The 13412-nt window shown below is 69.8% G+C and carries 14 protein-coding genes; 6 read left to right on the top strand and 8 right to left on the bottom strand.

Features of this window, described 5'->3' with window-relative positions; genetic code table 11:
* Position 1 precedes the first annotated feature (1 nt).
* Both ACIQWX_RS26525 and ACIQWX_RS26520 read right to left on the bottom strand, forming a co-directional pair.
* Entirely contained in the window at positions 2 to 358 is a 357-nt protein-coding gene (locus ACIQWX_RS26525) for a nuclear transport factor 2 family protein (RefSeq protein WP_400876436.1), read from the bottom strand.
* A gap of 53 nt (positions 359 to 411) precedes the next feature.
* Positions 412 to 921 carry a MarR family winged helix-turn-helix transcriptional regulator gene (locus tag ACIQWX_RS26520; RefSeq protein ID WP_400876433.1) on the bottom strand — a complete coding sequence of 170 codons (510 nt, stop codon included), beginning with the start codon at positions 919 to 921 and terminating at the stop codon, positions 412 to 414.
* A gap of 108 nt (positions 922 to 1029) precedes the next feature.
* Here ACIQWX_RS26520 and ACIQWX_RS26515 point away from each other — a divergent pair, with 108 nt between their 5' ends.
* Positions 1030 to 2802 carry a family 20 glycosylhydrolase gene (locus tag ACIQWX_RS26515; protein ID WP_400876430.1) on the top strand — a complete coding sequence of 591 codons (1773 nt, stop codon included), beginning with the start codon at positions 1030 to 1032 and terminating at the stop codon, positions 2800 to 2802.
* 47 nt (positions 2803 to 2849) lie between these two features.
* Here the strand turns inward: ACIQWX_RS26515 and ACIQWX_RS26510 are convergent, their stop codons facing one another.
* The gene (locus tag ACIQWX_RS26510) at positions 2850 to 4082 is read right to left on the bottom strand and encodes a CHAP domain-containing protein (RefSeq protein ID WP_400877587.1); all 1233 of its coding nucleotides are present in this window, start codon (positions 4080 to 4082) and stop codon (positions 2850 to 2852) included.
* 279 nt (positions 4083 to 4361) lie between these two features.
* Here ACIQWX_RS26510 and ACIQWX_RS26505 point away from each other — a divergent pair, with 279 nt between their 5' ends.
* The 3 genes from ACIQWX_RS26505 to ACIQWX_RS26495 all read left to right on the top strand — a co-directional run bounded on the left by ACIQWX_RS26505 (position 4362) and on the right by ACIQWX_RS26495 (position 7046).
* On the top strand, positions 4362 to 5867 hold the full coding sequence (locus ACIQWX_RS26505) for a CHAP domain-containing protein (protein WP_400876427.1): 1506 nt from the start codon (positions 4362 to 4364) through the stop codon (positions 5865 to 5867).
* A gap of 130 nt (positions 5868 to 5997) precedes the next feature.
* Positions 5998 to 6444 carry a pyridoxamine 5'-phosphate oxidase family protein gene (locus tag ACIQWX_RS26500; RefSeq protein ID WP_400876424.1) on the top strand — a complete coding sequence of 149 codons (447 nt, stop codon included), beginning with the start codon at positions 5998 to 6000 and terminating at the stop codon, positions 6442 to 6444.
* A gap of 26 nt (positions 6445 to 6470) precedes the next feature.
* Positions 6471 to 7046: a PH domain-containing protein gene (locus ACIQWX_RS26495; protein ID WP_400876422.1), complete on the top strand. Its 576-nt coding sequence runs from the start codon at positions 6471 to 6473 to the stop codon at positions 7044 to 7046.
* Positions 7047 to 7130: 84 nt separating this feature from the next.
* Here ACIQWX_RS26495 and ACIQWX_RS26490 read toward each other — a convergent pair whose 3' ends face one another.
* Together ACIQWX_RS26490 and lepA are read right to left on the bottom strand one after the other, a co-directional pair.
* A complete protein-coding gene (locus ACIQWX_RS26490; protein WP_400876419.1) occupies positions 7131 to 7700 on the bottom strand; it encodes a Uma2 family endonuclease in 570 nt (189 codons plus the stop codon).
* Between the two features lie 132 nt (positions 7701 to 7832).
* Complete coding sequence (gene lepA, locus ACIQWX_RS26485; protein ID WP_400876416.1) at positions 7833 to 9674, bottom strand: translation elongation factor 4; 1842 nt, start codon at positions 9672 to 9674, stop codon at positions 7833 to 7835.
* Positions 9675 to 9789: 115 nt separating this feature from the next.
* Here lepA and ACIQWX_RS26480 point away from each other — a divergent pair, with 115 nt between their 5' ends.
* Complete coding sequence (locus ACIQWX_RS26480) at positions 9790 to 10410, top strand: class I SAM-dependent methyltransferase (RefSeq protein ID WP_400876414.1); 621 nt, start codon at positions 9790 to 9792, stop codon at positions 10408 to 10410.
* On the opposite strand, the gene ACIQWX_RS26475 is transcribed toward ACIQWX_RS26480, so the two are convergent.
* The gene (locus tag ACIQWX_RS26475; RefSeq protein WP_400876411.1) at positions 10407 to 10781 is read right to left on the bottom strand and encodes a VOC family protein; all 375 of its coding nucleotides are present in this window, start codon (positions 10779 to 10781) and stop codon (positions 10407 to 10409) included. The two genes, ACIQWX_RS26480 and ACIQWX_RS26475, sit on opposite strands and share 4 nt — an antisense overlap.
* Before the next feature lie 23 nt (positions 10782 to 10804).
* Positions 10805 to 11668 carry a DMT family transporter gene (locus ACIQWX_RS26470; RefSeq protein ID WP_400876408.1) on the bottom strand — a complete coding sequence of 288 codons (864 nt, stop codon included), beginning with the start codon at positions 11666 to 11668 and terminating at the stop codon, positions 10805 to 10807.
* A 327-nt stretch (positions 11669 to 11995) separates the two neighbouring features.
* On the opposite strand from ACIQWX_RS26470, the gene rpsT reads away from it, so the two are divergent.
* Positions 11996 to 12256 (top strand): 30S ribosomal protein S20, encoded by a 261-nt coding sequence (gene rpsT, locus ACIQWX_RS26465; protein WP_013228460.1) that lies wholly within the window; start codon positions 11996 to 11998, stop codon positions 12254 to 12256.
* 58 nt (positions 12257 to 12314) lie between these two features.
* On the opposite strand, the gene holA is transcribed toward rpsT, so the two are convergent.
* On the bottom strand, positions 12315 to 13289 hold the full coding sequence (gene holA, locus ACIQWX_RS26460) for a DNA polymerase III subunit delta (RefSeq protein WP_400876406.1): 975 nt from the start codon (positions 13287 to 13289) through the stop codon (positions 12315 to 12317).
* Between the last annotated feature and the right edge of the window lie 123 nt (positions 13290 to 13412).

Below are 13412 nucleotides of genomic sequence, written 5' to 3'. Positions count from 1 at the left end.
CTCAGGCGGGCAGCAACATCGTGTAGAGCTTCGCGATGAGGCCGTCCTCGACGAGGGCGACGTCGATCCCCCGGACGACCGGCGGCCCGCCTTCCGGACCCAGTTCCCAGGCGAGGTGGCCCAGGTCGTGGTTGACGAGCACCGGGCCCGCGGGGGCGAAGACGAACCCCGGCGACTGCTCCAGGAGCCCCTTCGCCTTGGCGTTCAGCTCCTCGTGCCCGGTCGCGATCCCTTCCGGGTCGGCGAACTCGACGCCGGCCGCGTAGGTCGCGGCGATCGCCTTCGCCCGCCGCTCGTCGTCGCGCTCGTTGAAGACGTCGAGCAGGTTCGCCCGCATCAGTTCGGCCGCCGTCGCCATGTCGCACCCTCCTGAGGTTCCGAAGCCATATTACGTGACATGTCACGTAAGCGTCAGGGGTGGTCGTCCGGCCGCGGCAAGCTGCCGTGCTCGAGGAGCGTGTCGTAGACGCGGTCGAGCAGCGTCGTCAGCTGAGCTTGTTCGCCGGGCTCGAGGGCGTCCAGGAAGGCCTTGCGCACGAATTCGACGTGGTCCGGCGCGGCCTGGCGCAGCGCCGCCCAGCCCGCCTCGGACAGCACCACGTCGGTGGCGCGCCGGTCCTCGGGACTCACGCCGGTCGCGACCAGCCCGCGTTCGCGCATCCGCTTGAGGTGGTGCGAGAGCCTGCTGCGCTCCCAGCCGATGCGGATCGCGAGGTCCGTGACCCGCATCCGGCCACCGGACTCGCTCGTCAGCGCGACGAGCACGTGGTAGTCGGCGAGCAAAAGGCCGCTGTCCGCGCGCAGCTGCCGGTTCAGCTCGTACTCCAGGCGGAGGTGCACCTTCATGTACGCGTACCAGGCGGCCGTTTCGGTGGGCGAGAGCAGGGCGAACGGCGAGCCCGGCGCGAACTCCTGCGGCATCGCGCGAGCTTAACCACCCGGTTTGGTCTAGACCATCGCTGGCAGAAATGCGACGATCCGGGCAGGTGCGACGGCGAGGTCGCGCCCTTCCCGCCAGGAGGTCCCCCGGTGAAGACACCCTTGGCGCGGCGGCTCGGCCGCGCCCTCGCCGTGCTGGCGCTGGTCGGCGCCGGTACGACCGCCGCCCAGCTGGCCCCGGCCGCGGCGGCCACCCCGGCACTGCAGTCGATCGTGCCGGTGCCGGTCTCGGTGACCCCGGCCGCCGGCGTCACCTTCCCGCTGGTGTCGACGACGAAGATCGTCACCGAAGCCGGGTCGGCGCCGGCTCGTCAGGTCGGCGACTACCTGGCTGGCGTGCTGCGGCCGTCGACCGGGTTCGCACTGCCGGTGTCCGACGCCCCGGCGTCCGTACCGGCGGACAGCATCGCGCTGCTGCTGAGCGGCGCGCCTTCCTCGGTCGGCGCGCAGGGCTACCAGCTGGTGTCGACGGCGTCGTCGGTGACGGTGCGCGCACAGACGGCCGACGGGCTCTTCGCCGGCGTCCAGACGCTGCGGCAGCTGCTGCCGGGCCGGGTCGAAAGCCCGTCTCCCCAGACGGGCCCGTGGACGGTCCCGGGCGCGACGATCGTGGACTACCCGCGCTTCGGCTACCGCGGCGCGATGCTCGACGTCGCCCGGCACTTCCACCCGGTGTCCACGGTCAAGCGGTACATCGACGAGCTGGCCCAGTACAAGATCAACAACCTGCACCTGCACCTGGCCGACGACCAGGGCTGGCGCATCCAGATCGACAGCTGGCCCCGCCTGACGACGGTCGGCGGCAGCACCCAGGTCGGCGGCGGCGCGGGCGGCTACTACACGAAGGCGCAGTACACGGACATCGTGAACTACGCGGCTTCGCGGCACATCACGGTGATCCCGGAGATCGACATGCCGGGCCACGTGAACGCGGCACTGGCGTCGTACGCGGAGCTGAACTGCAACGGCGTGGCGCCCGCATTGCGCACCGACACGGCGGTCGGCTACAGCTCGCTGTGCATTTCGAAGGACATCACGTACACGTTCATCGCGGACGTGCTGCGCGAGCTGGCAGCGCTGACCCCGGGCCCGTACCTCCACATCGGCGGCGACGAGGCCCAATCGACGTCGGCGGCCGACTACCTGACGTTCGTGAACAAGGTGCTGCCCTTGGTGGCGGCGACGGGCAAGTCGGTCGTGGGCTGGCACGACATCGCGAAGGCCGTACTGCCCGCGTCGGCGACCCCGCAGTTCTGGGGGACGACGACGTCGGACGCGGGCGTGGCGAGCGCGGTTTCCCGCGGCAGCAAGGTGATCATGTCGCCGGCGAACAAGGCGTACGTGGACCAGAAGTACAACAGCTCGACACCGATCGGCCTGTCGTGGGCGGGCTACATCGAGGTCCAGGACGCGTACGGCTGGAACCCGGGAGCGTACTTGTCGGGCGTCGGCGAGTCGGCGGTCCGCGGGGTGGAATCGCCGCTGTGGACGGAAACGGTGGTCACGCAGTCGGACATCGAGTACCTGGCATTCCCGAGGCTGGCGGCCCACGCGGAGCTGGGCTGGTCCCCGTGGTCAACCCACGACTGGACGGCGTTCCGCACCCGGCTGGGCGCGCAGGCCCCGCGGTGGGTGGCTCAGGGGATCAACTTCTACCGGTCTACGCAGGTGGCGTGGGACACCGGAGGGACTTCGAACCCGGGGACGTGCGCGGACCCGGCTTGGAGTGCGTCCCAGGTGTACACGGGCGGGAACGTGGTGTCCCACAACGGCCACAAGTGGACGGCGAAGTGGTGGACCCAGGGCGAGGAGCCGGGGACGACGGGCCAGTGGGGAGTGTGGACCGACAACGGCACCTGTTGAGGTGATGGGCCGGGCCTGCTCTCGCGGGCCCGGCCTTCAGCTCGTCTCTAGGTCAGACCGCCCGTGCCCGTCGTCCAGATCGCCCCGGCGGGCCCGTAGACGACTCCGTTCCCGTCGCTCTGCAACGTGAACGCGAAGGTGCCCACACCGGTCCGGTTGGACGCCCACAAGGCACCCTGGCTGCCGGTGCCGTAGAGCACAAGGTTCGCGTCCGCCTGCATCAGCAGTGAATGCGCTGACCGCCCGGCCGTCCCGGAGGCCCACAGCACCCGGTAGCCCGGCGAGTAGAGCACGAGGTTCCCGTCGCTCTGCAGCGCGAGGCGGTAACGACCGTCGGAGGAACGCAGGAACTGCCCCGGGTACAACCGGGCATCGGCGGCGAGCCGGTCGGTCGACACCGTGGTCAGCCCCGCCGTCCCGCTCGCGGTTCCGCTGCTCCAGCTGGCGCCGTTGCCGGCGTACAGGACGGTGTTGCCGTCGTCCTGGAGCCTCAGCGTCGAGCTCCCCCGACCGGCGGTGTTGCTGGCCCACAAAGCCCCCTGGCTGCCAGTGCCGTACAACACCAGATTCCCGTCACTCTGCATGAGCAGGGAGTGGACCGAGCGGCCGGCCGTGGCGGTCGACCAGAGCGCACGGTAGCCCGGGCCGTACAGCACCAAGTTGCCGTCGCCTTGCAGGATCAGGACGTGGCGTCCGTCGGTCGAGGTGACGTACTGGTTGGGATACAGGCGCTGGTCGGGCGAGAGGTGGTCGCGTCCCGAGTACTCGCTTGTCCCGACGCTGCCGCCGCCCGGCGAAACGGTGATGTCCCGGGCGTGGATGAAGTGGAAGGCCGACGCCGCGACCGTCCGCTCGTTGTAGACGCCCGGAGCGGTTTCGTTGTATTCCTCGACGGTGACGGACCCGTCGCCGTTGACCGCTTCCACCCAGGCGACGTGGCCCGCCGACTCGGCGATCGCACCGACCGCCGGAGAACTGTCCACGGCGTATCCGTGTTGTGCGAACCACGCACCCCATGCTCCGGCGTTCCCGATCGCCCGTGGCATCTCGAAGGCGTTCCGCGCATGCAGGCGCCAGGCTACGAAACTTGTGCATTCCCGATTCTCGTAGCCCCATGAATCCCACAGCGAACCCTGCGCTGCGCTACGCCACTGAGCGGGGTAATCATCCGTGCCCGCCACCGCGACGGCCGGAACACCGAGCGCTGCGGTGATGGCTACGAGCACGACGATGAGCCGGCGCCGGAACGCCAGGGCCCGGCTGGATGTCCTGTCCCTCATCAGACTCCTTGCGGTCGATTCGACCGGGCCTGTATCGCCTCGGGACGAGCCGGATGTGACAGAACCGCGGGAAATCAGCCGTTCGGCGGAGCCGTCGTGAAAGCGCCGAACCGACCCGCTGAGCCGAACGGTGGAAAAACCGGCGTCCGCGTGCGTGCGACAAGGCCGGGCACGACTCACCTCGCGATGCGGTTCACGGAAGCGGATACCAGGCATGAAAGCAGGTGCACCATGGTCAGGTGCTTCACGCCGCGTTCTTCGAAGGTGCGGCTTCGGCTCATGCGAGTCTCGGCGGCGGTGATCATGACTGCAACAGCCTTGTCGATCGGCACGTCCGCGGAAGCGGGGACCGACGACTATCCCACCGCCTGGCGGAACGCGTCGATGGATTCGACGTTCGACTCGTGGGGCATGTACAACAGAGAATGCACGAGTTTCGCCGCATGGCGTCTGCACTCGCGCAACGGGTTCGACATCCCGTTCCACGCCAACGCATCCGGCTGGGGGCCCGAAGCCCAGACTCGAGGCTATGCCGTGAACTCGGCTCCTGCGGCTGGATCGGTCGCTTGGTGGGCAAGCGGACACGTCGCGTGGGTCGAGTCGGTCAACCCGGGCGGAACAGTGACGGTCGAGGAATACAACCGTTCGCTGACGGGGACGTACAGCGAACGGACCATCGCAGCGAATTCCCCGACTGGCTACATCCACTTCAAGGACATCACCACGGCTCCCCCGAGCGCTCCCGCCCACGAATCGATGCAGCCGGCCGCGCAGACCACGACCGGTGGGTTCGTCGTTTTCGGTCGGGGCAACGACCAGCAGCTGTACAACGCTTGGCAATCCGCTCCGGGCTCGGCCTGGACACCGTTCCACCCCGTCACCTCCGGTGGCGGTCTCTCCGCTCCGCCTGCCATCCACCGGGAACCCGACGGCCGGTTTTCGGCCTACGCGGTCAATACATCCGGGACTCTATTGACGACGTGGCAGACAACGCCGGGCAGCGCCTGGCAGCCTTGGACCGTGATCGGCGGCAGCGGCGTCACCGGCATCCCGGTCGTCGAGCGCGCATCCACCGGTGGCCTCGTGGTGTTCGTCCGAGGATTCGATGGACAGCTCTACAACACCTGGCAGTCTTCGGCTGGGTCGTCGTGGGGCGCACTGCAAGTCGTCGCCCCTGGGGGGAGCCTCACCGGGACACCCGCGATCCACCGTGAGCCGGACGGGCGTTTGTCCGCTTACGCGATCAACTCCAACGGCATCCTGATCAGCACCTGGCAATCGGCACCCGGCAGTGCGTGGCAGCCTTGGGCGGCCATCGCGGGCGGGACTCCCTTGTCCGGCAGGGCCGTGGTGGATACGGCGTCGACGGGCGGCTTGGTCGTGTTCGCCCGCGGCACTGACGGACAGCTGTACAACGCTTGGCAACCATCGCCCGGCTCGACGTGGGTTCCCCTGCAGCTCGTCACAGGTGGCGGCAGTCTCGCGGGGTCTCCCGCGATCCACCGGGAACCCGACGGCCGGTTCTCCGCGTACGCCATAAACTTCAACGGCGTCCTGCTCACGAGCTGGCAAACCGCACCGGGTAGCGCTTGGCAGCCCTGGACCGGCATTGGCGGAGGTGGGCTGACCCCGGCCGGCATCCCCGACGTCGAGATGGGCTCGACTGGCGGCCTGGTCGCATTCGCGAGGGGCGCTGACGGCCTGCTCTACAACACCTGGCAAACCGCACCTGGCTCCGCCTGGGTCCCGTTGCAAGCTGTGACCACCGGCCTGCTGGCTCCCTGACCGTCGTTTCTTCAGCGGCCTGCACCGGGCAGCGCTGGCATGATGGTCAGCTCCCCGTACGGACGGTGCTCGACTGATTTCGCGCGGTGATTCCGGAACACCCGGTTCGTCCGGCGGGTTAGATTGCGGCATGAGCGTTGATCTGGAGCAGGTTCGCACGCTGTCGCTGCAGGAGAACGGCCTCGCCACCGTTGCCACGACGCGGGGTGATGGCACCGTTCACTCCTCCGTGGTCAACGCCGGCGTGCTCGAAGACCCCGTCACCGGCGCTCCGGGCGTTGCCTACGTTGCTGTTGGGCGGGCGCACAAGCTTGCGCTGTTGCGGCGGGCCGGGCATGCCACCGTCACCTTCCGGCGGCGGTGGAACTGGGTCTCCGTCACCGGGGCCACCCACCTCGTCGGGCCGGACGATCCCGACCCCGCCTTCGATCCCGCGGGCTTGCCGAAGCTTCTGCGCGACGTCTTCAAGGCCGCCACCGGTACGCACGACGACTGGGACGAGTACGACCGCGTGATGGCCGAGGAGCGGCGGGTCGCGGTCTTCGTGACGGCGGACCGGATAATCGGCAATCCCTGACCAGCCCGGCCCGAGGAGTCGACCCGTTGCCCGAGTCCCCGCCCCGTGTGAGCACGCCGGTCAAGATCCTGCTCGGCCTGCTCTTCGTCGCCGACGCCGGTTTTGGAGCGGCGCTCGCCCTCGGCGTGCTGCGCGGCCTGTCGCCGTGGCTGATCGGCGGTGCTTACGCGGCGTCCGTGCTCGTCGCGATCGTCGGGTTTCGCGTGTCCCGGGCCCGCGAGCTGAAGCGCGGCTTCGCGAGCCTCCGCGACCTCACGATCGGCGACGAGGGTCTTCGCCTGCCGGCGGGCACGCTGAGTACCCGGGTGGTGCCGTGGTCCCAGATAGCCGACGTGTCGGTCCGCCGCTCGGCCCGCTTCGGCGACGGTCACCTGCGCGACGCGCTCTGGCTCGACCTGGTCACGGGCGGCGGCATCGAGAGTTCGGTGCAGCGCTACGCGCCCCGCGGACGGCTGGAGCCGGCGCCGCCGCAGAGGAGGCAGTTCGAGCAGACGGCGGTGCTCGACCCGGCCCTCTTCGACGCGGTGGTCGAGCGGCTCCGGAAGGAGTTGCGGCACCGGCAGCTGCACGCCCAGCTCCGCGGGACACCTCGGATCCGCTGACGGAGGTTCAGCCGAGCCGGCTCCGGCTTGCCGCCGTCACCCGACGCGGAACCAAGCCCGTCCCTCGGCGCTGCCATCCCGCCCTCAGCCGAGCCGGCCCAGCAGCTCCTTCGGTACGAACCGCACCCGGAACGGCCGCTCCACCTCGCAAACCTCGTCGCCCGCGCCTTTGGCCACCTGCTGGTAGCAGCCGTCTTCGTCCAGCTCGAACACCGTGACCGCGGGCTCTTCCGGGTCGATCACCCAGTAGCTGCCGGTCCCGAGCCGCTCGTAGACCGCCTTCTTGAGGTTCAGGTCGTAGATCGCCGTACTGGGCGACAGCACCTCGACGGCCAGCACCGGCGGTGCCGGGAGGTCTTTCTCCGTGAAGTCTTCGTCCCGGCCGACCAGGACGTCCGGCTGCAGCTCCGTGCTGTCGCCCTGGCGCACCGCGAGCGGCGCGACGAGTACGTCGTACTCGGGCGGACACACGTCGTCGAGGACTCGCCAAAGTCTGACCACGATCTTCTGATGTCTTCGCCCCGGCGCAGGGCTCACGATGAGCACCCCGTCGATGAGTTCGCGGCGTCGGCCATCTTCCGGCATCCCCTCGAGGTCGTGCACCGTCAGGGGGCCCGAATCGACGGGATGCTCGATGTCTGCCATGACCGTCATGGTGCTCTCCTTTCGCTCTTCACACCAGAGCGAACCAGAAGGCACCGACAGAAACCGCCTCGAACACGGATTCGAAGCCCATATTCACGCGGAGGCGTGAATATGGGCGCCGTTGTCACGTCAGTGGAACAGTTACTTCTTGTTCTTGCCCGAGTCCTCAGTGGACAGTGCGGCGACGAAGGCCTCCTGCGGAACCTCGACCCGGCCGACGGTCTTCATCCGCTTCTTGCCTTCCTTCTGCTTCTCCAGCAGCTTGCGCTTCCGCGAGATGTCACCGCCGTAGCACTTGGCCAGAACGTCCTTGCGGATCGCGCGGATCGTTTCGCGGGCGATGATCCGGGAACCGACCGCCGCCTGGATCGGGACCTCGAACTGCTGGCGCGGGATCAGCTCGCGCAGCCGGGTCGCCATCCGGTTGCCGTAGCCGTACGCCGCGTCCTTGTGGACGATCGCCGAGAACGCGTCCACCGTTTCGCCCTGCAGCAGGATGTCCACCTTGACCAGATCCGCGATCTGGTCGCCTGCCTCTTCGTAATCGAGGGACGCGTAGCCGCGCGTACGCGACTTCAGCGTGTCGAAGAAATCAAAGATGATTTCGGCCAACGGGATGTTGTAGCGCAGCTCGACGCGGTCCTCGGACAGGTAGTCCATGCCGAGCAGCGTGCCGCGCTTCGTCTGGCACAGCTCCATGATCGTGCCGACGAACTCCGACGGCGCGAGGATGCTGACCTTCGACACCGGCTCGTGGACCTCGGCGATCTTGAGCCCGGTCGGCCAGTCGGACGGGTTCGTCACGACGACCTCGCTGCGGTCCTCGAGCACCACGCGGTAGATGACGTTGGGCGCCGTCGAGATCAGGTCGAGGCCGAACTCGCGCTCGAGCCGGTCGCGCGTGATCTCCAGGTGCAGCAGGCCGAGGAAGCCGCAGCGGAAGCCGAAGCCCAGCGCCACCGACGTCTCCGGCTCGTAGTCGAGCGCCGCGTCGTTGAGCTGGAGCTTGTCCAGCGCCTCGCGCAGCTCGGGGTAGTCGGACCCGTCCACCGGGTAGAGCCCGGAGTAGACCATCGGCTTCGGCTCGCGGTAGCCCGCCAGCGCTTCCTTCGCGCCGTGGCGCTCGGACGTCACCGTGTCGCCGACCTTCGACTGCCGGACGTCCTTCACGCCGGTGATCAGGTAGCCGACCTCGCCGACGCCGAGCCCCTTGCTGGGCTTGGGTTCCGGCGAGATGATGCCGACTTCCAGGAGCTCGTGCGTCGCGCCGGTGGACATCATCTTGATCTTCTCGCGCGGTGTGATCTTGCCGTCGACCACGCGGATGTAGGTGACGACGCCGCGGTAGGTGTCGTACACCGAGTCGAAGATCATCGCCCGCGCCGGCGCGTCGGCGTCGCCCTGCGGCGCCGGGACCGTCTTCACGACCTCGTCGAGCAGCTCGCCGACGCCCATGCCGGTCTTGGCCGAGACCCGCAGCACGTCCTCCGGCTCGCAGCCGATGATGTGGGCGAGCTCACCCGCGTACTTGTCGGGGTCGGCCGAGGGCAGGTCGATCTTGTTGAGGACCGGGATGATCTGGAGGTTGTTCTCCAGCGCGAGGTACAGGTTGGCCAGCGTCTGGGCCTCGATCCCCTGCGCGGCGTCGACCAGCAGGATCGCGCCTTCGCACGCCTCCAGCGCCCGGGAGACCTCGTAGGTGAAGTCGACGTGGCCGGGTGTGTCGATCATGTGCAGGACGTGGTCCTGCCCGTCGACCTTCCAGGGCAGCCGGACGTTCTGCGCCTTGATCGTGATGCCGCGCTCGCGCTCGATGTCCATCCGGTCGAGGTACTGAGCGCGCATGGCCCGCTCTTCCACGACGCCGGTGAGCTGCAGCATGCGGTCGGCCAGGGTGGACTTGCCGTGGTCGATGTGCGCGATGATGCAGAAGTTCCGGATGAGCTCCGGCGGCGTGAAGGTGGTGTCGGCGAACGTCGTCACTCGAATGAGTCCTCGGAAAGTCGGGGATGGCCACCTCTATGTTCCCATGGCCCTCCGGGTGCGGGTGGGGGTCATCCCCGATGCGGGGTTCCGCGATCCGTGGTGCCCTCGAAGTATGAGCACTTCGCACCAGCCGGCACCCCCTCCCCAGCCGGAGACCAGCGGCTTCGCCCGAGTTCTCGACCGTGCGTTCGGTCACCCCTCCGGCCCGCTCGGCCGCCTCGGCGGCTGGGTGATGGCGCGGGGCAACGCCGCCACCGAACACCGCGTCGTCGACCTGGCCCGGCTCGAACCGGACGACACCGTCCTGGTCGTCGGGCCCGGCCCCGGCGTCGGCCTGGACGCCGCCGCGCGGCTGGCCGGGCGCGCGATCGGCGTCGACCCCTCGCCCGAGATGCTCGCGCTCTGCCAGGAGCGCTGCGCCGACCGCGCCGAACTGCGCGAAGGGTCGGCGGCGCACACCGGCGAGCCCAACGAGTCGGTCGACGTCGTGCTGAGCGTGAACAACGTCATGCTGTGGGACGACCGCGCGGCCGGGTTCGCCGAGCTGTTCCGGGTGCTGCGCCCCGGCGGCCGGTTGCTGCTTTCCGCGCACGAGAAGTGGCTGCCCGTGAGCAGGCACGTCCTGGCCGACGAAGCCGCCGAAGCGGGCTTCGCCGACCTGCAGACGTGGACGTGGGACCCGCCCGGCTTCGCCGCGCTGGCCGCCCAGCTGCGCGCCGTCAAGCCCGCCTAGCGGGTGTCCGTGCGGATCGGGTGGCCCTCGGGCACCTCGACCAGCACGATGCGCGTGCCGTCCGGGTCGGCGATCCAGGCCTCGTCGAGGCCCCAGGGCTCGCGCTGGGCGTCCCGCACCGGCTCCAGGCCCCGCGCCTTCAGGTCGGCCAGCGTCCCGGCGAGGTCCCGGACCTGCAGCCAGAGCACGAGGCCGGGCGACGAACCCGTCTCGCCCCCGCCGGAGACCTCCAGGGAGCCGTGGCCGAGGAAGAACACGGTGCCGCCGGGGAACTCGCGCTCCACGGCCAGGCCGAGGGTGTCGCGGTAGAACGCCGTCGTCGCGGCGGCGTCGCGCGGGCGGACGATCAGCCTGCTCTTCAGGACTTCCATCCGACCATCCCTACCGGACGCGCTCAGGCGGCCGCAATCGCGGCGATGCCGGAAAGCACGATCACCGATCCCGCGAGCCGCCGGACGGCGTCGCGTTCGCCCAGCACCAGCCACGCGGCGACGCCGCCGATCACGATGCTCAGCTCCCGCGCCGGCGCCACCAGGCTGACCGGCGCCATCGTGAGGGCGAACAGCACGAGGATGTAGGCGACCGGCGACAGCAGCCCGACGAGCAGCACCTCGCGGCGGTGCTCGCGCCAGACGCGGCCGACCTCGACGCGCCCGGCCAGCGCGCCGGGCACGAGCATCAGGCTCTGCAGGACCGAGCCGAGGCCGAAGTAGACGATCGGCGGCACGCCGAGCCCGGTGACCGAGTGCGCGTCCCAGAGCGTGTAGCCGGCGATGACGGCGCCGGTCAGCAGGCCGTAGAAGATCCCGGCCTTCACCGCTTGCGGGTCGTCCGCCTTGCGGCCGGTGCTGATCACCAGCACCCCGGCGACGACCAGGAACGCGCCGAGCAGGCCGAGCCAGCCGGGCCGCTCGCCGAGCACGAGGACGGCGGCCAGCACCGACAGCAGCGGCCCGGTGCCCCGCGCGACCGGGTAGACGACGGACAGGTCGCCGACGCGGTACCCGCGCTGCAGGACGATGCCGTAGGCGATGTGCAGCACGGAGGTGACGACCGCGGCGAGCAGCCAGCTCCACTGTGGACGGTTCGCTTCGACGACGAGCTGCACGACCGTGATCGGCAGCAGCACGACGGCGCCGACGGTGTAGTAGAGCCAGACGAACTGCGTGCCACCGGAGGAAATCCGCTTGGCCGCCAGGTTCCAGGCGGCGTGCACGACGGCGGCGACGAGGACGAGGGACAAGGCGGTGGCGTTCACGGGACCCCTTCGGGTTTTCGCGCGCGCGAAAACCGGGTCCTCCAGGCTTTTGCCCCGTCAGATGAACGACCGGCCGTCCGGGCCCGCCGATGGTGCCGCTCGGACCAGGCCCACCGGTCCTGGTTGTGTCGGGCTGGGTACGCGGACCGGCGACGGAACCCTAGGCACTGCCGTCGCCCACCGTACTCCCGGTGCCGGGCGCCCGTGGCCCGGCTGTTAAAGTGGTCGCTCGCTGCCCGTGCGGCATTCCGTCATGGAGGAAACCCGCTTTTCGCGGGGCCACTTCAGCGCGGCGGCGATCTCACCGAGTGAAACAGGAGTTGCCCTATGGCCAACATCAAGTCGCAGATCAAGCGCATCACGACGAACGAGAAGGCGCGTCAGCGCAACCAGGCGATCCGGTCCTCGGTGAAGACCGCGATCCGCAAGGTCCGCGAAGCCGCCGAGGCCGGCGACAAGGCCAAGGCCGTCGAGCTGCAGCGCGACGCCGCCCAGAAGCTGGACAAGGCCGTCTCGAAGGGCGTCATCCACGCCAACCAGGCCGCCAACAAGAAGTCGGCGCTCGCCAAGCGCGTCAACGCGCTCTGAGCTGGTTGATTTCTGGGAAGGCCCCGGCTTCGGCCGGGGCTTTTCTCGTGCCCGGGGTTCAGCCCTTGGCGGCCGCGACCTCCAGGACCGCGCGCTCCAGCGCGTAGCCCGGGTCGGCCGCCACGCCCTTGACCTCGGCGTTCAGGCGCGCGACGACGCGCATCGCCGTGGCCAGGCCGTCCTGGTTCCAGCCCCGCGACTGGCCCTGGGCCTTGCGGATCTTCCACGGCGGCATGCCCAGTTCACCGGCCATCTGGTTCGGGTTGCCGCGGCCCGCGCCCGAGACGCGGGCGATCGTGCGGACCGCGTCGGCCAGGGCGTCGGCCACCAGGACGTGCGGGACGCCCAGCTGCATCGCCCAGCGCAGCGACTCCAGCGCCGCCGACCGGTCGCCGCTCACCGCCTTCTCCGCCACCGCGAAGCCCGTCACGTCGGCGCGGCCACGGTGGTACTGGCGGACCGCGTCGGCGTCGACCGTGCCGCCCGTGTCGGCCACCAGCTGGCTCGCCGCCGAGGAGAGTTCACGCAGGTCGGAGCCCACCGCGTCGATCAGCGCGGCCACCCCGGCCGGGTCGATCTTGCCGCCCGCCCGGCGGATCTCGTGCCGCACGAACTGCTCGCGCTCGGCCGGCTTGGTCAGTTTCGGGCACTCCGTGACCTCGGCGCCGGCCTTCTTCAGCGCCGCGGGGAGCGACTTGCCCGCCTTGCTGCGGCCACCGCCGTTGTGCACGACGACCAGCACGACGCCGTCCGCGGGGTCCTTCAGGTACGACGCCACGGCGTCGGCCAGCTCCTGCGAGATGTCCTGCGCCGACTCCAGGACGATCACGCGACCCTCGCTGAACAGCGACGGGCTGACGAGTTCGGCCAGCTCGGGGGCTGTGAGATCCGACACCCGGACCCGGGTCAGCTCGGCCGTGGCGTCGATCGCGCGCGCCGCGGCGAGGGTCTCGCGGACGGCCCGTTCGATCAGCAGTTCTTCCTCGCCCAGCACCAGCTGCAGCGGGGCGGGGGCGGTGGCTTGCGCGGTCACCCGAGGATCCTCTCACTTGCGGTGTCGTGCGCCCGCTCCGGTGATGTCGGACGGCCACCGTGGCACGGCGTGACCGCCATGTCGTACGGTGTCCACGAGGCGGCGCGCTGACTCGCGCGCCCC

Origin of the sequence: Amycolatopsis sp. NPDC098790 (assembly GCF_044759945.1) — a bacterium.
Classification (GTDB): domain Bacteria; phylum Actinomycetota; class Actinomycetes; order Mycobacteriales; family Pseudonocardiaceae; genus Amycolatopsis.
Note: the sequence above shows the minus strand (reverse complement) of the source record. Positions and strands in the feature narration are given on the sequence as shown.

Bases quoted from the DNA above. Each gene is read 5' to 3' on its own strand.
- ACIQWX_RS26525 (WP_400876436.1), bottom strand. From the start codon at position 358: ATGGCGACGGCGGCCGAACTGATGCGGGCGAACCTGCTCGACGTCTTC.
- ACIQWX_RS26520 (WP_400876433.1), bottom strand. From the start codon at position 921: ATGCCGCAGGAGTTCGCGCCGGGCTCGCCGTTCGCCCTGCTCTCGCCC.
- ACIQWX_RS26510 (WP_400877587.1), bottom strand. From the start codon at position 4,082: ATGAGGGACAGGACATCCAGCCGGGCCCTGGCGTTCCGGCGCCGGCTC.
- ACIQWX_RS26505 (WP_400876427.1), top strand. From the start codon at position 4,362: ATGCGAGTCTCGGCGGCGGTGATCATGACTGCAACAGCCTTGTCGATC.
- ACIQWX_RS26500 (WP_400876424.1), top strand. From the start codon at position 5,998: ATGAGCGTTGATCTGGAGCAGGTTCGCACGCTGTCGCTGCAGGAGAAC.
- ACIQWX_RS26490 (WP_400876419.1), bottom strand. From the start codon at position 7,700: ATGACGGTCATGGCAGACATCGAGCATCCCGTCGATTCGGGCCCCCTG.
- ACIQWX_RS26480 (WP_400876414.1), top strand. From the start codon at position 9,790: ATGAGCACTTCGCACCAGCCGGCACCCCCTCCCCAGCCGGAGACCAGC.
- ACIQWX_RS26475 (WP_400876411.1), bottom strand. From the start codon at position 10,781: ATGGAAGTCCTGAAGAGCAGGCTGATCGTCCGCCCGCGCGACGCCGCC.
- rpsT (WP_013228460.1), top strand. From the start codon at position 11,996: ATGGCCAACATCAAGTCGCAGATCAAGCGCATCACGACGAACGAGAAG.